The organism is Rhizobium laguerreae, from assembly GCF_019778565.1.
In the GTDB taxonomy this organism is placed as follows: Bacteria; Pseudomonadota; Alphaproteobacteria; order Rhizobiales; family Rhizobiaceae; genus Rhizobium; species Rhizobium laguerreae.
The window spans coordinates 55,679-70,697 of the sequence record NZ_JAAXQT010000005.1 but is presented as its reverse complement, the minus strand read 5'-3'; the positions used below and the strand labels follow the sequence as shown (position 1 = coordinate 70,697).

At 60.2% G+C, this 15,019-nt stretch carries 12 protein-coding genes; 5 read left to right on the top strand and 7 right to left on the bottom strand.

Annotated elements, in window-relative coordinates:
* Window positions 1-44 precede the first annotated feature (44 nt).
* Window positions 45-707 (top strand): invasion associated locus B family protein, encoded by a 663-nt coding sequence (locus HFO71_RS16785; protein ID WP_020049906.1) that lies wholly within the window; start codon window positions 45-47, stop codon window positions 705-707.
* A gap of 114 nt (window positions 708-821) precedes the next feature.
* On the opposite strand, the gene hspQ is transcribed toward HFO71_RS16785, so the two are convergent.
* From hspQ to HFO71_RS16770, 3 genes are all read right to left on the bottom strand, one after another.
* The gene (hspQ, locus tag HFO71_RS16780; protein WP_020049907.1) at window positions 822-1,151 is read right to left on the bottom strand and encodes a heat shock protein HspQ; all 330 of its coding nucleotides are present in this window, start codon (window positions 1,149-1,151) and stop codon (window positions 822-824) included.
* Window positions 1,152-1,410: 259 nt separating this feature from the next.
* On the bottom strand, window positions 1,411-2,820 hold the full coding sequence (gene glnA / locus HFO71_RS16775; protein ID WP_011651961.1) for a type I glutamate--ammonia ligase: 1,410 nt from the start codon (window positions 2,818-2,820) through the stop codon (window positions 1,411-1,413).
* A gap of 78 nt (window positions 2,821-2,898) precedes the next feature.
* Window positions 2,899-3,237, bottom strand: a complete 339-nt coding sequence (locus HFO71_RS16770) for a P-II family nitrogen regulator (protein ID WP_003539626.1) — start codon at window positions 3,235-3,237, stop codon at window positions 2,899-2,901.
* 344 nt (window positions 3,238-3,581) lie between these two features.
* On the opposite strand from HFO71_RS16770, the gene HFO71_RS16765 reads away from it, so the two are divergent.
* The 4 genes from HFO71_RS16765 to HFO71_RS16750 all read left to right on the top strand — a co-directional run bounded on the left by HFO71_RS16765 (window position 3,582) and on the right by HFO71_RS16750 (window position 9,475).
* Window positions 3,582-5,054, top strand: a complete 1,473-nt coding sequence (locus tag HFO71_RS16765) for an NAD(P)H-hydrate dehydratase (protein WP_168258385.1) — start codon at window positions 3,582-3,584, stop codon at window positions 5,052-5,054.
* Between the two features lie 345 nt (window positions 5,055-5,399).
* A complete protein-coding gene (pstS, locus tag HFO71_RS16760) occupies window positions 5,400-6,491 on the top strand; it encodes a phosphate ABC transporter substrate-binding protein PstS (RefSeq protein WP_168256246.1) in 1,092 nt (363 codons plus the stop codon).
* Window positions 6,492-6,608: 117 nt separating this feature from the next.
* A complete protein-coding gene (locus HFO71_RS16755; RefSeq protein WP_168258386.1) occupies window positions 6,609-8,342 on the top strand; it encodes a Na/Pi cotransporter family protein in 1,734 nt (577 codons plus the stop codon).
* Window positions 8,343-8,455: 113 nt separating this feature from the next.
* Complete coding sequence (locus HFO71_RS16750; RefSeq protein WP_168258387.1) at window positions 8,456-9,475, top strand: DUF808 domain-containing protein; 1,020 nt, start codon at window positions 8,456-8,458, stop codon at window positions 9,473-9,475.
* Between the two features lie 27 nt (window positions 9,476-9,502).
* Here HFO71_RS16750 and HFO71_RS16745 read toward each other — a convergent pair whose 3' ends face one another.
* The 4 genes from HFO71_RS16745 to uvrA all read right to left on the bottom strand — a co-directional run bounded on the left by HFO71_RS16745 (window position 9,503) and on the right by uvrA (window position 14,781).
* Window positions 9,503-10,468, bottom strand: a complete 966-nt coding sequence (locus HFO71_RS16745; RefSeq protein WP_065279920.1) for a magnesium and cobalt transport protein CorA — start codon at window positions 10,466-10,468, stop codon at window positions 9,503-9,505.
* Window positions 10,469-10,570: 102 nt separating this feature from the next.
* Window positions 10,571-11,377, bottom strand: coding sequence for a DUF72 domain-containing protein (locus HFO71_RS16740; protein WP_168258388.1), 807 nt, complete (start codon window positions 11,375-11,377; stop codon window positions 10,571-10,573).
* Between the two features lie 24 nt (window positions 11,378-11,401).
* Window positions 11,402-11,863: a GNAT family N-acetyltransferase gene (locus tag HFO71_RS16735; RefSeq protein WP_029875188.1), complete on the bottom strand. Its 462-nt coding sequence runs from the start codon at window positions 11,861-11,863 to the stop codon at window positions 11,402-11,404.
* Window positions 11,860-14,781 carry an excinuclease ABC subunit UvrA gene (gene uvrA, locus HFO71_RS16730; protein WP_131716547.1) on the bottom strand — a complete coding sequence of 974 codons (2,922 nt, stop codon included), beginning with the start codon at window positions 14,779-14,781 and terminating at the stop codon, window positions 11,860-11,862. Before uvrA ends, HFO71_RS16735 begins: the two co-directional genes overlap by 4 nt.
* Window positions 14,782-15,019: the final 238 nt, after the last annotated feature.

Here is a 15,019-nt window from a genome sequence, read left to right as displayed (position 1 = left end):
GGCAAACCGCTGCCCCGAACGGATATCAGGAGACGGAATTCGTTATGATGTTCAAGTCTGAAAAGAAAATGCGGGCAGCACTGTCCGTTCTGGCAGTGGTGTTCGGCGCTTCGGCTCCGGTCTCCTCCTTCGCACAGGATGCGGCGGCACAGGCTCCGGCCGATGCCCCGGCACAGGCCGCAGGAGCGCCGAAGCTCGGCTGGTACAAGACCTGCAGCAAGCAGGAAGACAACGACATCTGTGTTGTCCAGAACCTGATCCTCGCCAATGGCGGCCAGCTCGTCACGGCCGTCGGCCTGATCTCGGTTTCCGGCAAGATCAACCGCAAGCTCCTGCAGGTCTCGGTTCCCACGGCACGCCTCGTTCCTCCCGGCGTCATCATGCAGATCGACGGCGGCAAGGGCCAGAAGCTCGATTACGCCGTCTGCCTGCCGGACAAGTGCACCGCCGAAATTCCGCTGACCGACGCGATGATCGCCAGCCTCAAGAAGGGCAGCGACGTGATCTTCACTTCGATCAACTTCCGCCGCGCCCCGAACCCGATCAAGATTTCGCTTGAAGGCTTCACCGGCGCTTACGACGGCGAACCGGTTTCCGAATCCAAGCTCGCCGAAAGCCAGCGCAGCCTCCAGGAAGGCATGCAGAAGAAGGCCGAAGAAGCCCGCAAGAAGTTGGAAGACGCCCAGAAGGCAGCCAAGGCGCAGTAATCCTGCCACTTTCTTTGAAACAGAAACCCGGCTTCGCGCCGGGTTTTTTGTTTCGCAAAGAAAAGGCCTCGCCGGGAGAAGCGAGGCCTTGATTCAACGATCGGCACGAGTGGGTTAGTGGGCGAAGCTCATCTTGGGTTTGAACTGCCCTGACGGGGCCTGATCGAAAATCTGGTAGATCTGCGGGTTGCGAAGCGGCGTACCGCTTTCGTCGTTCGTCAGGTTTTGCTCGGAGACGTAAGCGACATATTCGCTTTCGTCATTCTCGGCGAGCAGGTGATAGAAGGGCTGGTCCCTGCTCGGACGCACCTCGGCGGGAATGGAATTCCACCATTCCTCCGTATTCGCGAACTCCGGATCAACGTCGAAGATGACGCCGCGAAACGGAAAAACCTTGTGCCGAACCACTTCGCCGATACTGAACTTTGCTACTCTTTCTTTCATGGTACGACTTCCTTTCATCACCAAATTTGGTGATTGGTGCCGCGCAAATCAAGATTTGTGCGCGAGTTCGTCACATGAACGTCATATCCTCCTTCTGCATAACTCCTTAAATCGGAACCGATTTAAGGACAAAATTATGCAGCACTCCAAGTTCTACAGCGTCCTTTGCGCGTCTGATAGACGCGCGGCGCCGTAGTGGCGTCCATGACCTGGGAGGCGAGAGCCCCGGCGGGCCGGGACTTTCTGTGTTTGCGGCCGATCAGGCCGAATAGTACATATCGTATTCGACCGGATGCGGCGTCATTTCGAAACGCATCACCTCAGCCATCTTCAGCTCGATGAAGGCATCGATCTGATCGTCGTCGAAGACGCCGCCGGCCGTCAGGAACTTGCGGTCCTTGTCGAGGCTTTCGAGTGCTTCGCGCAACGAGCCGCAGACGGTCGGGATCTTCTTCAATTCCTTCGGCGGCAGGTCGTAGAGATCCTTGTCCATGGCCTTGCCGGGATGGATCTTGTTCTTGATGCCGTCGAGGCCGGCCATCAGCATGGCGGCAAAGGCGAGATAGGGGTTGGCGGTCGGATCCGGGAAACGGACTTCGACGCGCTTGGCCTTCGGGTTGGAGCCGAACGGAATGCGGCAGGAAGCCGAGCGGTTGCGGGCCGAATAGGCCAGCAGCACAGGGGCTTCGTAACCCGGGACGAGGCGCTTGTAGGAGTTCGTCGACGGATTGGTGAAGGCGTTGATCGCCTTGGCATGCTTGATGATGCCGCCGATATAGAACAGGCAGCTCTCGGAAAGGCCGGCATATTCGTCGCCGGCAAAGGTCGGCTTGCCGCCCTTCCAGATCGATTGGTGCACATGCATGCCCGAGCCATTGTCGCCGAAGATCGGCTTCGGCATGAAGGTCGCCGTCTTGCCGTAGGCGTTGGCCACCTGGTGCACGACGTATTTGTAGATCTGCATCTTGTCGGCGTTGCGCACCAGCGTATCGAACTTGATGCCGAGTTCGTGCTGGGCGGCCGCGACTTCATGGTGATGCTTTTCGACGACGACGCCCATTTCGGAGAGCACCGTCAGCATTTCCGAACGCATGTCCTGGGCGCTATCGACGGGGGGAACCGGGAAATAGCCGCCCTTGACGCGCGGGCGATGGCCGAGGTTGCCTGTTTCGTAATCGGTATCGTCGTTCGACGGAAGTTCGGTCGAATCGAGCTTGAAGCCGGTATTGTAGGGATCGGCCTTGTACTTGACGTCGTCGAAAACGAAGAATTCGGCTTCCGGGCCGACGAAGACCGTATCGCCGATGCCGGATGCCTTGAGGTAGGCTTCGGCCTTCTTGGCAGTGCCGCGTGGATCGCGGTTGTAGGCCTCGCCGGAAACCGGATCGAGGATGTCGCAGACGATAACCATGGTCGACTGGGCGAAGAATGGGTCCATATGCACCGTTTCGGTATCGGGCATCAGCACCATGTCGGACTCGTTGATGGCCTTCCAGCCGCCGATCGACGAGCCGTCGAACATCACGCCATCAGCGAACATGTCTTCATCGACGCAGACAACGTCCATCGTCACATGCTGCAACTTGCCCTTCGGGTCGGTGAAACGCAGATCGACGAACTTTACGTCGTTCTCCTTGATCTGCTTCAGAATTTCGCTTGCGGTCGCCATTAAGTAGTTTCCTCCGATTTGCGATGACGGTGTAGGTCGGCGGTGACGGTAACGGACTTTGCGCGATTGGCAAAGTGGTCAGATGGCATCGATACCGGTCTCGCCGGTTCGGATGCGGATAACCTCTTCGACATTGGAGACGAAGATCTTTCCGTCGCCGATTCGGCCGGTCTGCGCCGCCTTACGGATCGCATCGATAACGGCCTCCGCGTTCTCGTCGGCCAATACGACCTCGACTTTGACCTTCGGCAGGAAATCGACGACGTATTCGGCTCCACGGTAGAGTTCCGTGTGGCCTTTCTGACGGCCGAAACCCTTGGCTTCCGTGACCGTGATACCCTGCAGGCCAACTTCCTGAAGGGCTTCCTTCACTTCGTCCAGCTTGAAAGGCTTAATGATCGCTTCGATCTTTTTCATGAGAAAATGTCTCTCCGCTTCTCTTGTTATGGCAGGAATTTTCCCGCTCGCGGGATATGATGCAGATATCGTGCCAGTTTGAAATCCATCCTGTCGAAAAAAGACGTCGATTCTGCCAAAACCGGCGAGTTTGTAGGGAATTCTGTGTGGTTTTGGCGACGGCCAGATGGAAAAACATCGTCTCCCGATCAAAATCCCATCGGAAACGGAAAAACTCATGTATTTTCGCAACTGCGAATACGCGTCACGTTGAGATGAAAATGTAGGCAAATGCCTAAATTGAGTCCTTCTCTTTGGTATTTCAGACGGTTGTTTTTTAGGCGTTTTTTGATTTGAATAGGATGATGAGCAAACATCTGTCCGACCTTCTTCTCACTCCTGCCGAAATGGCCGCCGTCGACGCGGCCGCTGCCGCATCCGGCATCGACTCTTTTGGCCTGATGGAGAGGGCAGGTGCCGCGGTCGCAGCTGCTGCTCTGCGCCTTCATCCCGGAGCGTTGCGTTTCGTCATACTCTGCGGACCCGGCAACAATGGCGGCGATGCCTATGTCGCAGCCCGTCATCTGCAGGAGAGCGGGGCGAAGGTGGCGCTCTTCCACCTCGGCGATCCCTTGAGGTTGAAGGGTGATGCCGCCCGCGCCCGCATGGGCTGCGCGCTCAGTGGACAGGAACTCGGCCTCTATCGGCCGGAAACCGGCGACGTCGTCATTGATGGTCTGTTCGGGGCAGGGCTTGGCCGCGCGGTGTCGGCCGATGTGTGCGCGCTGATCGAGGGCGTCACCGAGGTCGCTATTCCCGTGCTCGCCATCGATCTGCCCTCCGGCCTCGATGGCCGCACCGGCAAGGTGCTGGGTGCCGCCTTCCGGGCCTGCAACACCATCACCTTCATGACCCGCAAGCCCGGCCATCTGCTGATGCCGGGCAGGGAGCTTTGCGGTGAATTGGAGGTCTTCGACATCGGTATCCCCGCCCGCATCATCCGCGCCGAGGCAGGCGGTATCATTGCCGAGAACAGGCCGGATGCCTGGAAGAGTGCGCTGCCGGCCGAGCAGTTGGAAACCCACAAATACAAGCGCGGTCATCTGGTCGTCTTCTCAGGCGAGGCCGACAAGACGGGTGCGGCGCGCATGTCGGCGATCTCGGGCCTGAAGGCCGGCGCCGGCTTGGTGACGATCGCCGCCCCCCGCGCGGCAATGGCCGCCAATGCCGCGCATCTGACCGCCGTCATGCTGCATGCCATCGACGACGAGGCCGACCTCGGCGACTGGCTCTCCGACAAGCGGCTGCAGACCTTCGTCCTCGGCCCCGGTTTCGGCATCGGCGCCAGGGCGCGCGGCTTCGTCTCGGCCCTTGCCGATCGTCATCTGGTGCTCGATGCCGACGGCATCTCCTCGTTCAAGGATGATCCGCAACAGCTGTTCGATCTTTTCCGGGGTGAGCCGCGTCTGGTGCTGACACCGCACGAGGGCGAATTCGCGCGGCTCTTTCCCGATATCGGCAGCGATGATGCGCTCGGAAAGGTGGATAAGGCTGTGGCCGCCGCCCGCCGCGCCAATGCCGCGATCATTTACAAAGGCGCCGATACCGTTATCGCAGCACCCGATGGACGTGCGCTCATCAATACCAACGCTCCCGTCTGGCTTGCCACCGCCGGTTCCGGCGACGTGCTTGCCGGCATCATCGGCGGCTTGCTCGCCCAGGGCCTGCCGGTCTTCGAGGCCGCCGCTGCCGGCGTCTGGCTGCACGGCGAGGCCGGCCAACGCGCCGGCAAGGGGCTGACGGCGGAGGAGCTTGCAGCCGAGGTATTGCCGCTTTAGCGCCGCCGCATCCTCTTGCACCTCGAACGCAGAAGCAATCCGCACCGTCGGTCTGGCCGTGGCGCGGGCTGCGTTGTTTTACCATTATAAATGCGGCCGATGTGTCAGTTGAGTGACGGTTTTATTTCGAATTTTTAGAGCGACATCGATCAGTCCAAGAATGTCCTGCGCGGAGAATCCGCAACCCGCAAAACTAAACTGTCATTAAAATGTTAATGAATGGAAATACTTAGTCGTGTCAGGAATTCCTGTCGGCTGGAACACGGGTTCGGACAGTGGGTCCTGAGCTGATCTGGTTTGAATTCTGATCGAAGTGCGCAGTTAACGGTTGCGAGGGAAGCGCCGATGGAACGTTTTTTTCGGCAAGTCCACAGAGTGACGACCGCCGCCGCCGGCTTTAGCGGACTTGCGGCAGTTGTCGGTTCACTCTTCATCGCTCCTGCAGCCATGGCCGAGCCCATTCGGGGCGCCGGCTCCACATTCGCGGCACCCATCATCGCGAAGTGGGCGGAGATCTACGAGAAGGCGCGGATGGATGACGGCGACTTCAGCTCACCCGATTGGACGGTAGATTACGAGCTCGTCGGTTCGCTGGCAGGCCTGATGCGCCTTGATCAGCCGGAGCTGGATTTCGCTGCGACCGATGTGCCTGTCTCCCACGACGAGCTTTTAAAGCATGGCCGCCAGCAATTTCCGATCGTGCTCGGCAGCGTGGCGATTGCCGTCAATCTTGACGGTATCGACAAGGGCCGTATCAACCTGACTGGCCCGCTGCTTGCGAATATCTATCTCGGCAAGATCCAGTCGTGGGCTGACCCTGCCATCAAGGCGATCAACCCGGAGATCAGCCTTCCCGATCAGAAAATCAGCCCGGTTAGCCGCAAGGATGGATCAGGCACCACCTTCATGTTCACCGAATTCCTGTCCTCGGCAAGCCCGGAATGGAAGGCGGCACATGGAGCGGATACGCTGATCGCCTGGCCTGTGGGGACGAGTGTCGAGGGAACCGGGGATCTCATTCGCGCGGTGCAGGCAACCAAGGGGGCGATCGCCTATGCCGATTTTGGCCAGGTCGAGCGTGCAAACCTGCCCTATGCCGCTGTTCAGAACAAATCCGGCCAGTTCGTAAAACCGGGACCGGATGGCGTGCGGGCTGCCGCCAGCACTGCCTCATGGGATGAAGCGAAGGATTTTTCGGTATCGCTCGCGGATCAACCGGGAGAGGCGGCCTATCCGATCAGCGGCGCAACATTTGCTGTCGTTCCAATCACGGGACAGGCGCCCAATCGCTATCGCCGCGTGCATGATTTTTTCCGTCTGGCGTTCGAGGCAGGCAGTAAGGACGCCGAGGCGCTGGGCTATGTGCCTTTGCCGCCGCAGCTCGTCAGTCAGATCGTCAAATACTGGCTGAAGCAGGATGCATCCGCGAGCCAGTAAGTCGTTCGGGCGCGCATGATACGCGGTCGGGGCATCCCCGACCGTATCAAATCGGGCATGTGAGACGCGGGGGCGTCGTTGAAGCGCGCCATTTTGGCGCCAAGGGGGTAAGGCGTAATGAACATCGACATTTTCAAGGATATTCTTGTGCCTGTTATTGGCGGGCTGGGGATATTCATGCTCGGTCTGGAGTTCATGTCGAACGGCATCCAGGCACTCTCCGTCAACAAGATGCGCGCATTTCTCGCGAGAGCCGCAGGCACGCCGATCAAGGGCGTCATCGCGGGAACGCTCATCACCGGTGTCATCCAGTCATCCACGGCAATGACGGTCATGGTCGTCGGCCTCGTCAATGCCGGCGTTGTCGGATTGCGTCCGGCGATCAGCGTCATCATGGGCGCCAACGTCGGAACGACGCTCGGAAACGGCTTGATCGCCTTGCCGCTCGGTCCACTTGGCCTGATCTTTGCGGGCGTTTTTTCGCTGGTTTACTGCTTTGCTAAGAGCGAGCGCGTCCGCAACGTCGCGCTTGCCTGCATGGGTTTCGCGCTGATTTTCTACGGTCTCAATCTGATGACCGGCGGCCTTCGGCCGCTGCGCAACATACCGGAGGTCATGGACGTTCTGTCGACGCTGACCGCCGACTCCTATTACAACCTGATCAAATGCGTGCTGATCGCCGCCGGCGTCACTGCGATGATCCACTCCTCGTCGGCGACGATCGGTATCGTCATGGGGCTCGGCGCGGCCGGTGTCCTTGACTGGACGACGGCGGTTGCCTTCTCGTTGGGTGCGGATCTCGGAACCACGATCACCTCCTGGATTGCCTCGATCAACCTGTCGAAGAACGCCAAACGCGCTGCCTATGCCCATATGTCCTTCAACATTATCGGCGTTTGTATCACCGTGCCCTTGTTCTTCGTCTCCATCGACATTCTGGCATGGGCGATGCAGTGGTTCGGCGGCGATCCCGGCGTTCCGGTCGTGGTCGAGGGCAAGGAGACATTTCCGCTGGTCCCGGTCGCTGTCGGTCTGTATTCGACCTTCTTCAACGTCTTCAACACAGCGCTGCTGTTTCCTTTCGTCAGCGTCTTCGAACGTGTCTTGTCGCGTATTGGCCGCACCGATGCGGAGGATGTGGAAGATTATTCGACGCCGAAATTCCTCGATCGCAGGCTCACCAGCGACTTCGCGCGGGCGGTTCCGGCCGTCCAGCAGGAGACCGCGCGGCATCTGCAGGCCGGCGCGATGTTCCTGGATATTGCCCGGTCCGCCAAGTCGGCTCCATCCGATCCGGGCGAACATTATCTCGCCACCGATATCCTCAGCCGCGACATTCGCGATTATACCGCATCGCTGATGAAGGAGGATCTGCCTTACGAGCAACTCGATCTGGTTGCCAGCCTGATCGAGGAGGCCGATTTCACCGCTGCATTGACGGAATCGATGCATCAGGTCGCCCGGCGCGTGAAGCGTGAAAAATTCAGCGAGCCCGCGTTGGCGATCGTCAACCAGGCATTGAGCAAGCTCGATGCCTCTTTGCAGGAAATCATGCCCGACTACGGCGTGGTTCGTCCCTCCATGCCGGCCGGCCATGTCAGCCTTCCCACCGTCACCGAACTTCGGACTCAGACACTGGCGCTTGGCCCGAATGCCGGCGCGGCTGAACGCGGCACGATCCTGGCGCTTCTCGGCTCCGTCGAGCGCGCGGAGATTCTGATCCGCCGCATCGACGAGGAGCGCAAATCCGTGAACAGGCAGAGCGTTCTGTCGCGAGTTTCGCAGAAACGGGAACGGCAGGCACGTCCTCCGCTGGACGAGGGCGGGTTGAGCCCGATGCCGGCTGAATAACGGCCATCGCGGTCGCGATCCTTGCGTGGCATCTTCCCGGCGGAGGATGCCACGTCTCGTTGACGGGCCTTCCGTTTTTGCTGCATAAGTCTGTCTTCCCGACGGAGGCTCGAATGAGTGTTGGCCTGATCGCCCTTCTTGATGATATCGCGGCATTGGCCAAGGTGGCTGCGGCATCGCTCGACGATATTGCCGGCCAGGCTGCCAAGGCAGGCGCGAAAGCGGCCGGCGTCGTCATTGACGATGCCGCAGTCACACCCCGCTACGTCACCGGATTTTCGGCAGCGCGCGAATTGCCGATCATCGGCAGGATCGCGCTCGGCTCGCTGAAGAACAAGCTTGTGATCCTGCTTCCGGCTGCACTGATCCTGAGCCTTGTCGCACCGCAGGCGATCACACCGCTGCTGATGATCGGCGGACTTTATCTCTGCTACGAGGGTGTGGAGAAAGTCTACGCACTGGTGCTGCCGCATGCAGCTCACGCCCATGAATCGGCACTCGAGACGGCAAGCCTCGATGCCAAATCGGTAGAAGACGAAAAAGTTGCCGGTGCAATCAAGACGGATTTCATCCTCTCGGCCGAAATCATGGCGATTACGCTCGCCGCGGTTCCGTCAGGCAGCATGTTCACACAGGCCCTCATCCTTGCCGTCGTTGGACTGGGCATCACGGTCTTGGTCTATGGCGGCGTCGCGCTTATCGTGAAGGCCGATGATCTCGGTCTGATGCTGGCGCGCGTGCGGACGGCATCGGCGATGGGCGCCTTCTTGCGCTCGATCGGGAAGGGGCTTGTCACAGGCATGCCTTATTTTCTGAAAGTGCTCGGCATTGTCGGAACGGCCGCGATGATCTGGGTCGGCGGCGGCATCTTCGTTCACGGCCTCGAAGCCTATGGTATCGGCGGCCCTGCGCATCTGATCCATGATGCCGGCGAGGCGACCGCGCATGCCATTCCCGCTCTGGCATCCGTGCTCAGCTGGATCGTCGAGGCCGCAGGAGCGGGCATCGTCGGTATCGTCGCCGGCTTGATCGCTATTCCGGTCGCCGGCTACGCCGTCTCGCCGATCTGGCGCTACCTCAAATCGCTCCTGCCGCGCCGCCGCAAAGAGGCGCTGGCGGACGGGAAGAAATGAAGCCCGAGTCCGTTGACGAGCAAGGCGTCATATCCAGCGGGCGCGCTTGAAACGGATGAAAAGTGCGATGCACATGACGGCGATGACTGCCAGGACGATAAAATAACCGTAGCTGGTTTTCAGCTCGGGCATATTGTCGAAATTCATGCCGTAGATGCCGGCGATTGCCGTTGGAACGGCGAGAATAGCAGCCCAGGCCGCTAGCTGCCGGGTGATCGTGCCCTGTCTTTGCTGTTCAAGCAGATTGCTCGCTTCGAAAACCGATGTGATCACGTCGCGCAAGCTTGCAACCATCGTCTCGACACGGTGCATGTGCTGAAGCGCATCGCGGAAATAGGGCTTCGCTTCCCTGTCGAGCGACGGCAGGTCGAGATGGTAGAGCTTCCCGCAAAGGTCGAGCATCGCGTCCAGCACCCGCTGAAATAGAATGACTTCCCGGCGCAACTTGAAAATGCGGGCGATCTGGCTGCGGTCGAGAAACGCGTCGAGCATTTTTCGTTCCATGTCGAAAACGGAATCCTCGATCGTGCGCACGATGGGAAGATAGCCGTCGATGATGAAATCGAGAATGGCATGCAGAATATAATCGGTGCCGTGGCACAGCGTCTTCGGCGACGTCTCCAGCCGGCCGCGCAGCTCTCCGTGCCCACGCTCGGAACCATTCCGCACGGTGATGATATAGCGCTTGCCGACGAAAATTGCGGTTTCCCCGTAGGTGATGTGGTCTCCCTCGAGCTGCGCCGTCTTGGCGATGACGAACAGCTGGTTGTCATAAACACTGAGCTTCGGCATCTGCAGGGAACTGAGCGCATCGGCGATCGAGAGTTCGTGAAGGCCAAAACGGCTTTGCAGCAGCAGGAGTTCGTCCCGGCTGGGCTTGTGCAGGCCGATCCAGATGAATTCGTTATCCGTCGCCGGAATGGAGGCAGCCTCGAAAGGGACAGCCTCGACCCGGCGTCCGTCGCGATAGAGATAGGATGCGGCAACGCTCATGCGGGCTCCCGGGTTACCACGCTCATAATGCCCTCATGCAATGCGTGTCTGACGATGTGATACCCACAAGGTCACGATCCTTTTGTGACTATCGAGCCCCGCCTATTTCGACAACGCCTGCTGCAGGGCGATCGCCCCATGCGGCGCATTGACCTTGCCTTCATGGATCATGAAGGCGAAGACGTCGCGTGGCTCGACCTTCACTTTGCGATCTCCATCGATCAGCGGCAGGTCGTCGGGAATCTTGCCCTCGGCCCAGGTCTCCAGCCGGTCTGCCCAGGCCTTCAGGTCCTTTTCCGGATAGCAGGTCGGAATGTCGTCCGAGCCCTTCTGCAGCCGCGCATAGACGAAATCGGCCGTCACGTCGGCGATCATCGGATATTCGAAATGTTCGGCACAGACCGGCGCCACGCCGTATTTTGCAAGCAGCGCCACGAACTCCGGCACCTTGAAGGAATCGTGCCGTACTTCGACCACGTGGCGGAGCGACAGTCCGTCCTGTTTTGCCGGCAGCAGTTTCAGGAAGGCTTCGAAATCGTCTGCATCGAATTTCTTCGTCGGCGCGAATTGCCACAGCAGCGGCCCGAGATGATCGCCGAGTTCGCTGATGCCCGATGACAGGAACCGCTCCATCGATTCACCGGCTTCGGCAAGCACCCGCCGATTGGTGACGAAACGTGTCGCCTTCAGCGAGAAGATGAAACCGTCGGGCACATCAGCCGCCCATTTGGCAAAAACCGCAGGCTTCTGCGTGCTGTAATAGGTGCCGTTGACCTCGATGACCTTCAGCTGGCGGCTGGCATAATTCAGCTCGTCCTTCTGTTTCAGGCCCTGGGGAAAGAAATGCCCGCGCCAGGGCTCGAAGGTCCAGCCGCCGATGCCGGTGCGGATAGTGCCGGATTTCGTCATGTCGTCCTCCCCATTTGCAGCCGCTCAGGCCGCATTGATCTCTTTCGTCATGTCGACGAGCGTCCATCCTGGCCGATAAGGGTTCGGCCGGCGACCCGTTTCCTGAAACCCGAAGGCGCTGTAGAGCGCGATATTCCGCTCCATCCGCGCATTCGTGTAGAGCCGGATCTCCGGCACGGCCCATTCCCGTGCCTTGCCCTCCAGCCAGCGCAGCATCGCCAGTCCATGCCCGGCACCCTGAAACGCCGGCGAGACCGCGATGCTGAACAGCATGAGGTGATCGGAATGCTGCTCGACGACCACCAGGCCAGCCGTTTGCCCGCCGATCTCGCGCAGCCAGACCTCGCCGCGTTCGATCCGCGGCGTGTAATCCTCCGTCACCGGCATCGGCGGAGCGCCGAAGAGTTCGCTATAGGGCCGATAAGCGGCTGACGTCAGCGTCGCGATCGTTTCCAGATCATCGGGCGACGCTGGCCTCATCGTCATTCCGCCGCAACCGCCTTCTTCGCCGGCCGCCGTTCCAGCAATTCCTTCAGGAACTGTCCGGTATAGGACCGCTTTTCCTTGACGATCGCTTCGGGCGTGCCGGTCGCGACGATCTCGCCGCCGCCGTCGCCGCCTTCGGGGCCGAAATCGAGCACCCAGTCGGCCGTCTTGATGACTTCGAGATTGTGCTCGATCACCACTACCGAATTGCCCTGGTTGACCAGTTCGTGCAGCATTTCGAGCAGCTTGGCGACGTCGTGGAAATGCAGGCCGGTCGTCGGTTCATCGAGAATATAGAGCGTGCGCCCCGTCGAGCGTTTCGACAGTTCCTTGGCAAGCTTGACGCGCTGTGCCTCGCCGCCCGAGAGCGTATTGGCCTGCTGGCCAACCTTGATATAACCGAGACCGACATCCTTCAGCGCTTGCAGCTTGTCGCGCACCGCAGGCACCGCCGTGAAGAAATCGACGCCTTCCTCCACGGTCATGTCGAGCACGTCGGCGATCGACCTCTGTTTGAAGGTGACGTTGAGTGTCTCGCGATTGTAGCGCTTGCCGTGGCAGACGTCGCAGGTGACGTAGACATCGGGCAGGAAGTGCATCTCGATCTTGATGACGCCGTCGCCCTGGCAGGCCTCGCAGCGCCCGCCCTTGACGTTGAAGGAGAAACGGCCCGGCTGGTAGCCGCGTGCCTTGGCCTCCGGTAGGCCGGCGAACCAGTCGCGGATCGGCGTGAAGGCGCCGGTATAGGTCGCCGGGTTCGAGCGCGGCGTGCGGCCGATCGGCGATTGGTCGATGTCGATCACCTTGTCGATATGCTCGAAGCCGTCGATGCGGTCGTGATCGGCCGGGTTTTCACGCGCGCCCATGACGCGCCTTGCTGCCGATTTATACAGCGTTTCGATCAGGAAGGTGGATTTGCCGCCGCCGGAAACGCCGGTCACCGCCGTGAACACGCCGAGCGGGATCGACGCCGTGACATTCTTCAGATTGTTGCCGCGCGCGCCGACCACCTTGATCTCGCGGCCCTTTTTCGGCTTTCGGCGCTCGTCGGGAACGGGAACGCCGAGTTCGCCGGAGAGATATTTGCCGGTCAGCGACTTCGGATTATCCATGATATCCTGCGGCGTGCCGTGTGCGATGACCTCGCCGCCGTGAATGCCGGCGGCCGGGCCGATATCGACCACGTCGTCGGCCGACAGGATCGCATCCTCGTCATGTTCGACGACAATGACGGTGTTGCCGATGTCGCGCAGGTGCTTCAGCGTGTCGAGCAGCCGGGCATTGTCGCGCTGATGCAGGCCGATCGACGGTTCGTCGAGCACGTAAAGCACGCCCGTCAGCCCCGAACCGATCTGCGAGGCGAGCCGGATGCGCTGGCTTTCGCCGCCCGACAGCGTGCCGGAATTGCGCGACAGGCTGAGATATTCCAGGCCGACATCGTTGAGGAAGCGCAGCCGGTCGCGAATTTCCTTGAGGATGCGCACGGCGATCTCGTTCTGCTTGGCATTGAAGCTTGCCGGCAGCGTCTCGAACCAGTCGCGGGCGATGCGGATCGACATACCGGTCACTTCGCCGATATGCAGCGTGTCGATCTTCACCGCCAAGGCCTCCGGCTTCAGGCGGAAGCCGTTGCAGGAAGGGCAGGGGGCGGCCGACATGAAGCGCTCGATATCCTCGCGCGCCCAGGCGGAATCGGTCTCCTTCCAGCGGCGCTCGAGATTGGTGATGATGCCTTCGAAATTCTTCTGCGTCGTATAAGAGCGGGCGCCATCGGCATAGTGGAATTCGATCTTGTCGTTGGTGCCGTTGAGGATGACGTCCTTGGCCTCGTCGGAAAGATCGTTCCAGCGGGTGCCGAGCTTGAAGCCGTAATGTTTGCCGAGCGCTTCCAGCGTCTGATTGTAATAGGGCGAGGTCGACTTGGCCCAGGGCGCGATCGCCCCGTCGCGCAGCGTCCGCTCGGGCTCGGGCACGATCAGATCCGGATCGATCTTCTGCTGGGCGCCGAGGCCATCACAGGTCGGGCAGGCGCCGAAGGGATTGTTGAAGGAGAAGAGCCTGGGTTCGATCTCGGGAATGGTGAAGCCGGAGACCGGGCAGGCGAACTTCTCCGAAAACAGCACGCGTTGATGCGTCTCGTTCAGCGATTTGTTGGCCGAACCGCCGGCCGACGTCTCTTCCGGCGGCAGCGGCTTGTCGGCGAATTCGGCGACCGCCAGCCCGTCGGCGAGCTTCAGGCAGGTCTCCAGGCTGTCGGCCAGGCGCGCCGAGACATCCGAGCGCACGACGATGCGGTCGACCACCACGTCGATGTCGTGCTTGTATTTCTTGTCGAGCACCGGCGCCTCGGCGATCTCGTAGAACTGACCATCGACCTTGACGCGCTGGAAGCCCTTCTTCATCAGCTCCGCCAGTTCCTTCTTGTATTCGCCCTTGCGCCCGCGCACGAGCGGCGCAAGAATATAAAGACGGGTGCCCTCGCCGAAATCGAGGATGCGGTCGACCATCTGGCTGACAGTCTGGCTCTCGATCGGCAGGCCGGTCGCCGGCGAATAGGGAACGCCGACGCGGGCAAAGAGCAGGCGCATATAGTCGTAGATCTCGGTGACGGTGCCGACCGTCGAGCGCGGATTGCGCGAGGTGGTCTTCTGCTCGATCGAGATTGCCGGCGAAAGCCCGTCGATCTGGTCGACGTCGGGCTTCTGCATCATCTCGAGGAACTGGCGGGCATAGGCCGACAGGCTCTCGACATAGCGCCGCTGGCCCTCGGCATAGATCGTGTCGAAGGCGAGCGAGGATTTGCCGGATCCCGAAAGCCCGGTCATGACGATCAGCTTGTTACGCGGCAGATCGAGATCGATGCTCTTGAGATTATGCTCGCGCGCGCCGCGGATGGAGATCGTCTTCAGTTCGCTCATCGTCTCTGCTTTGGTTTTCTGGATGACAGCCCTTATTTAGTGATGCCGACGGGCGAGTCGAGGCTGAATATCCGCAAGGGCTCAAGGTTTTCGATTCTGTTGACAGGATCATACGGATAAACTAGAACAAATAAAGAACAAAATTCCTGATGGATGCATGCGGCTTTCTGATGGATAAACATGTGGATTAAATGCCGCCCATGCGCATCGGCGGTCCGTGATGGTTTAAGGTGCGCCG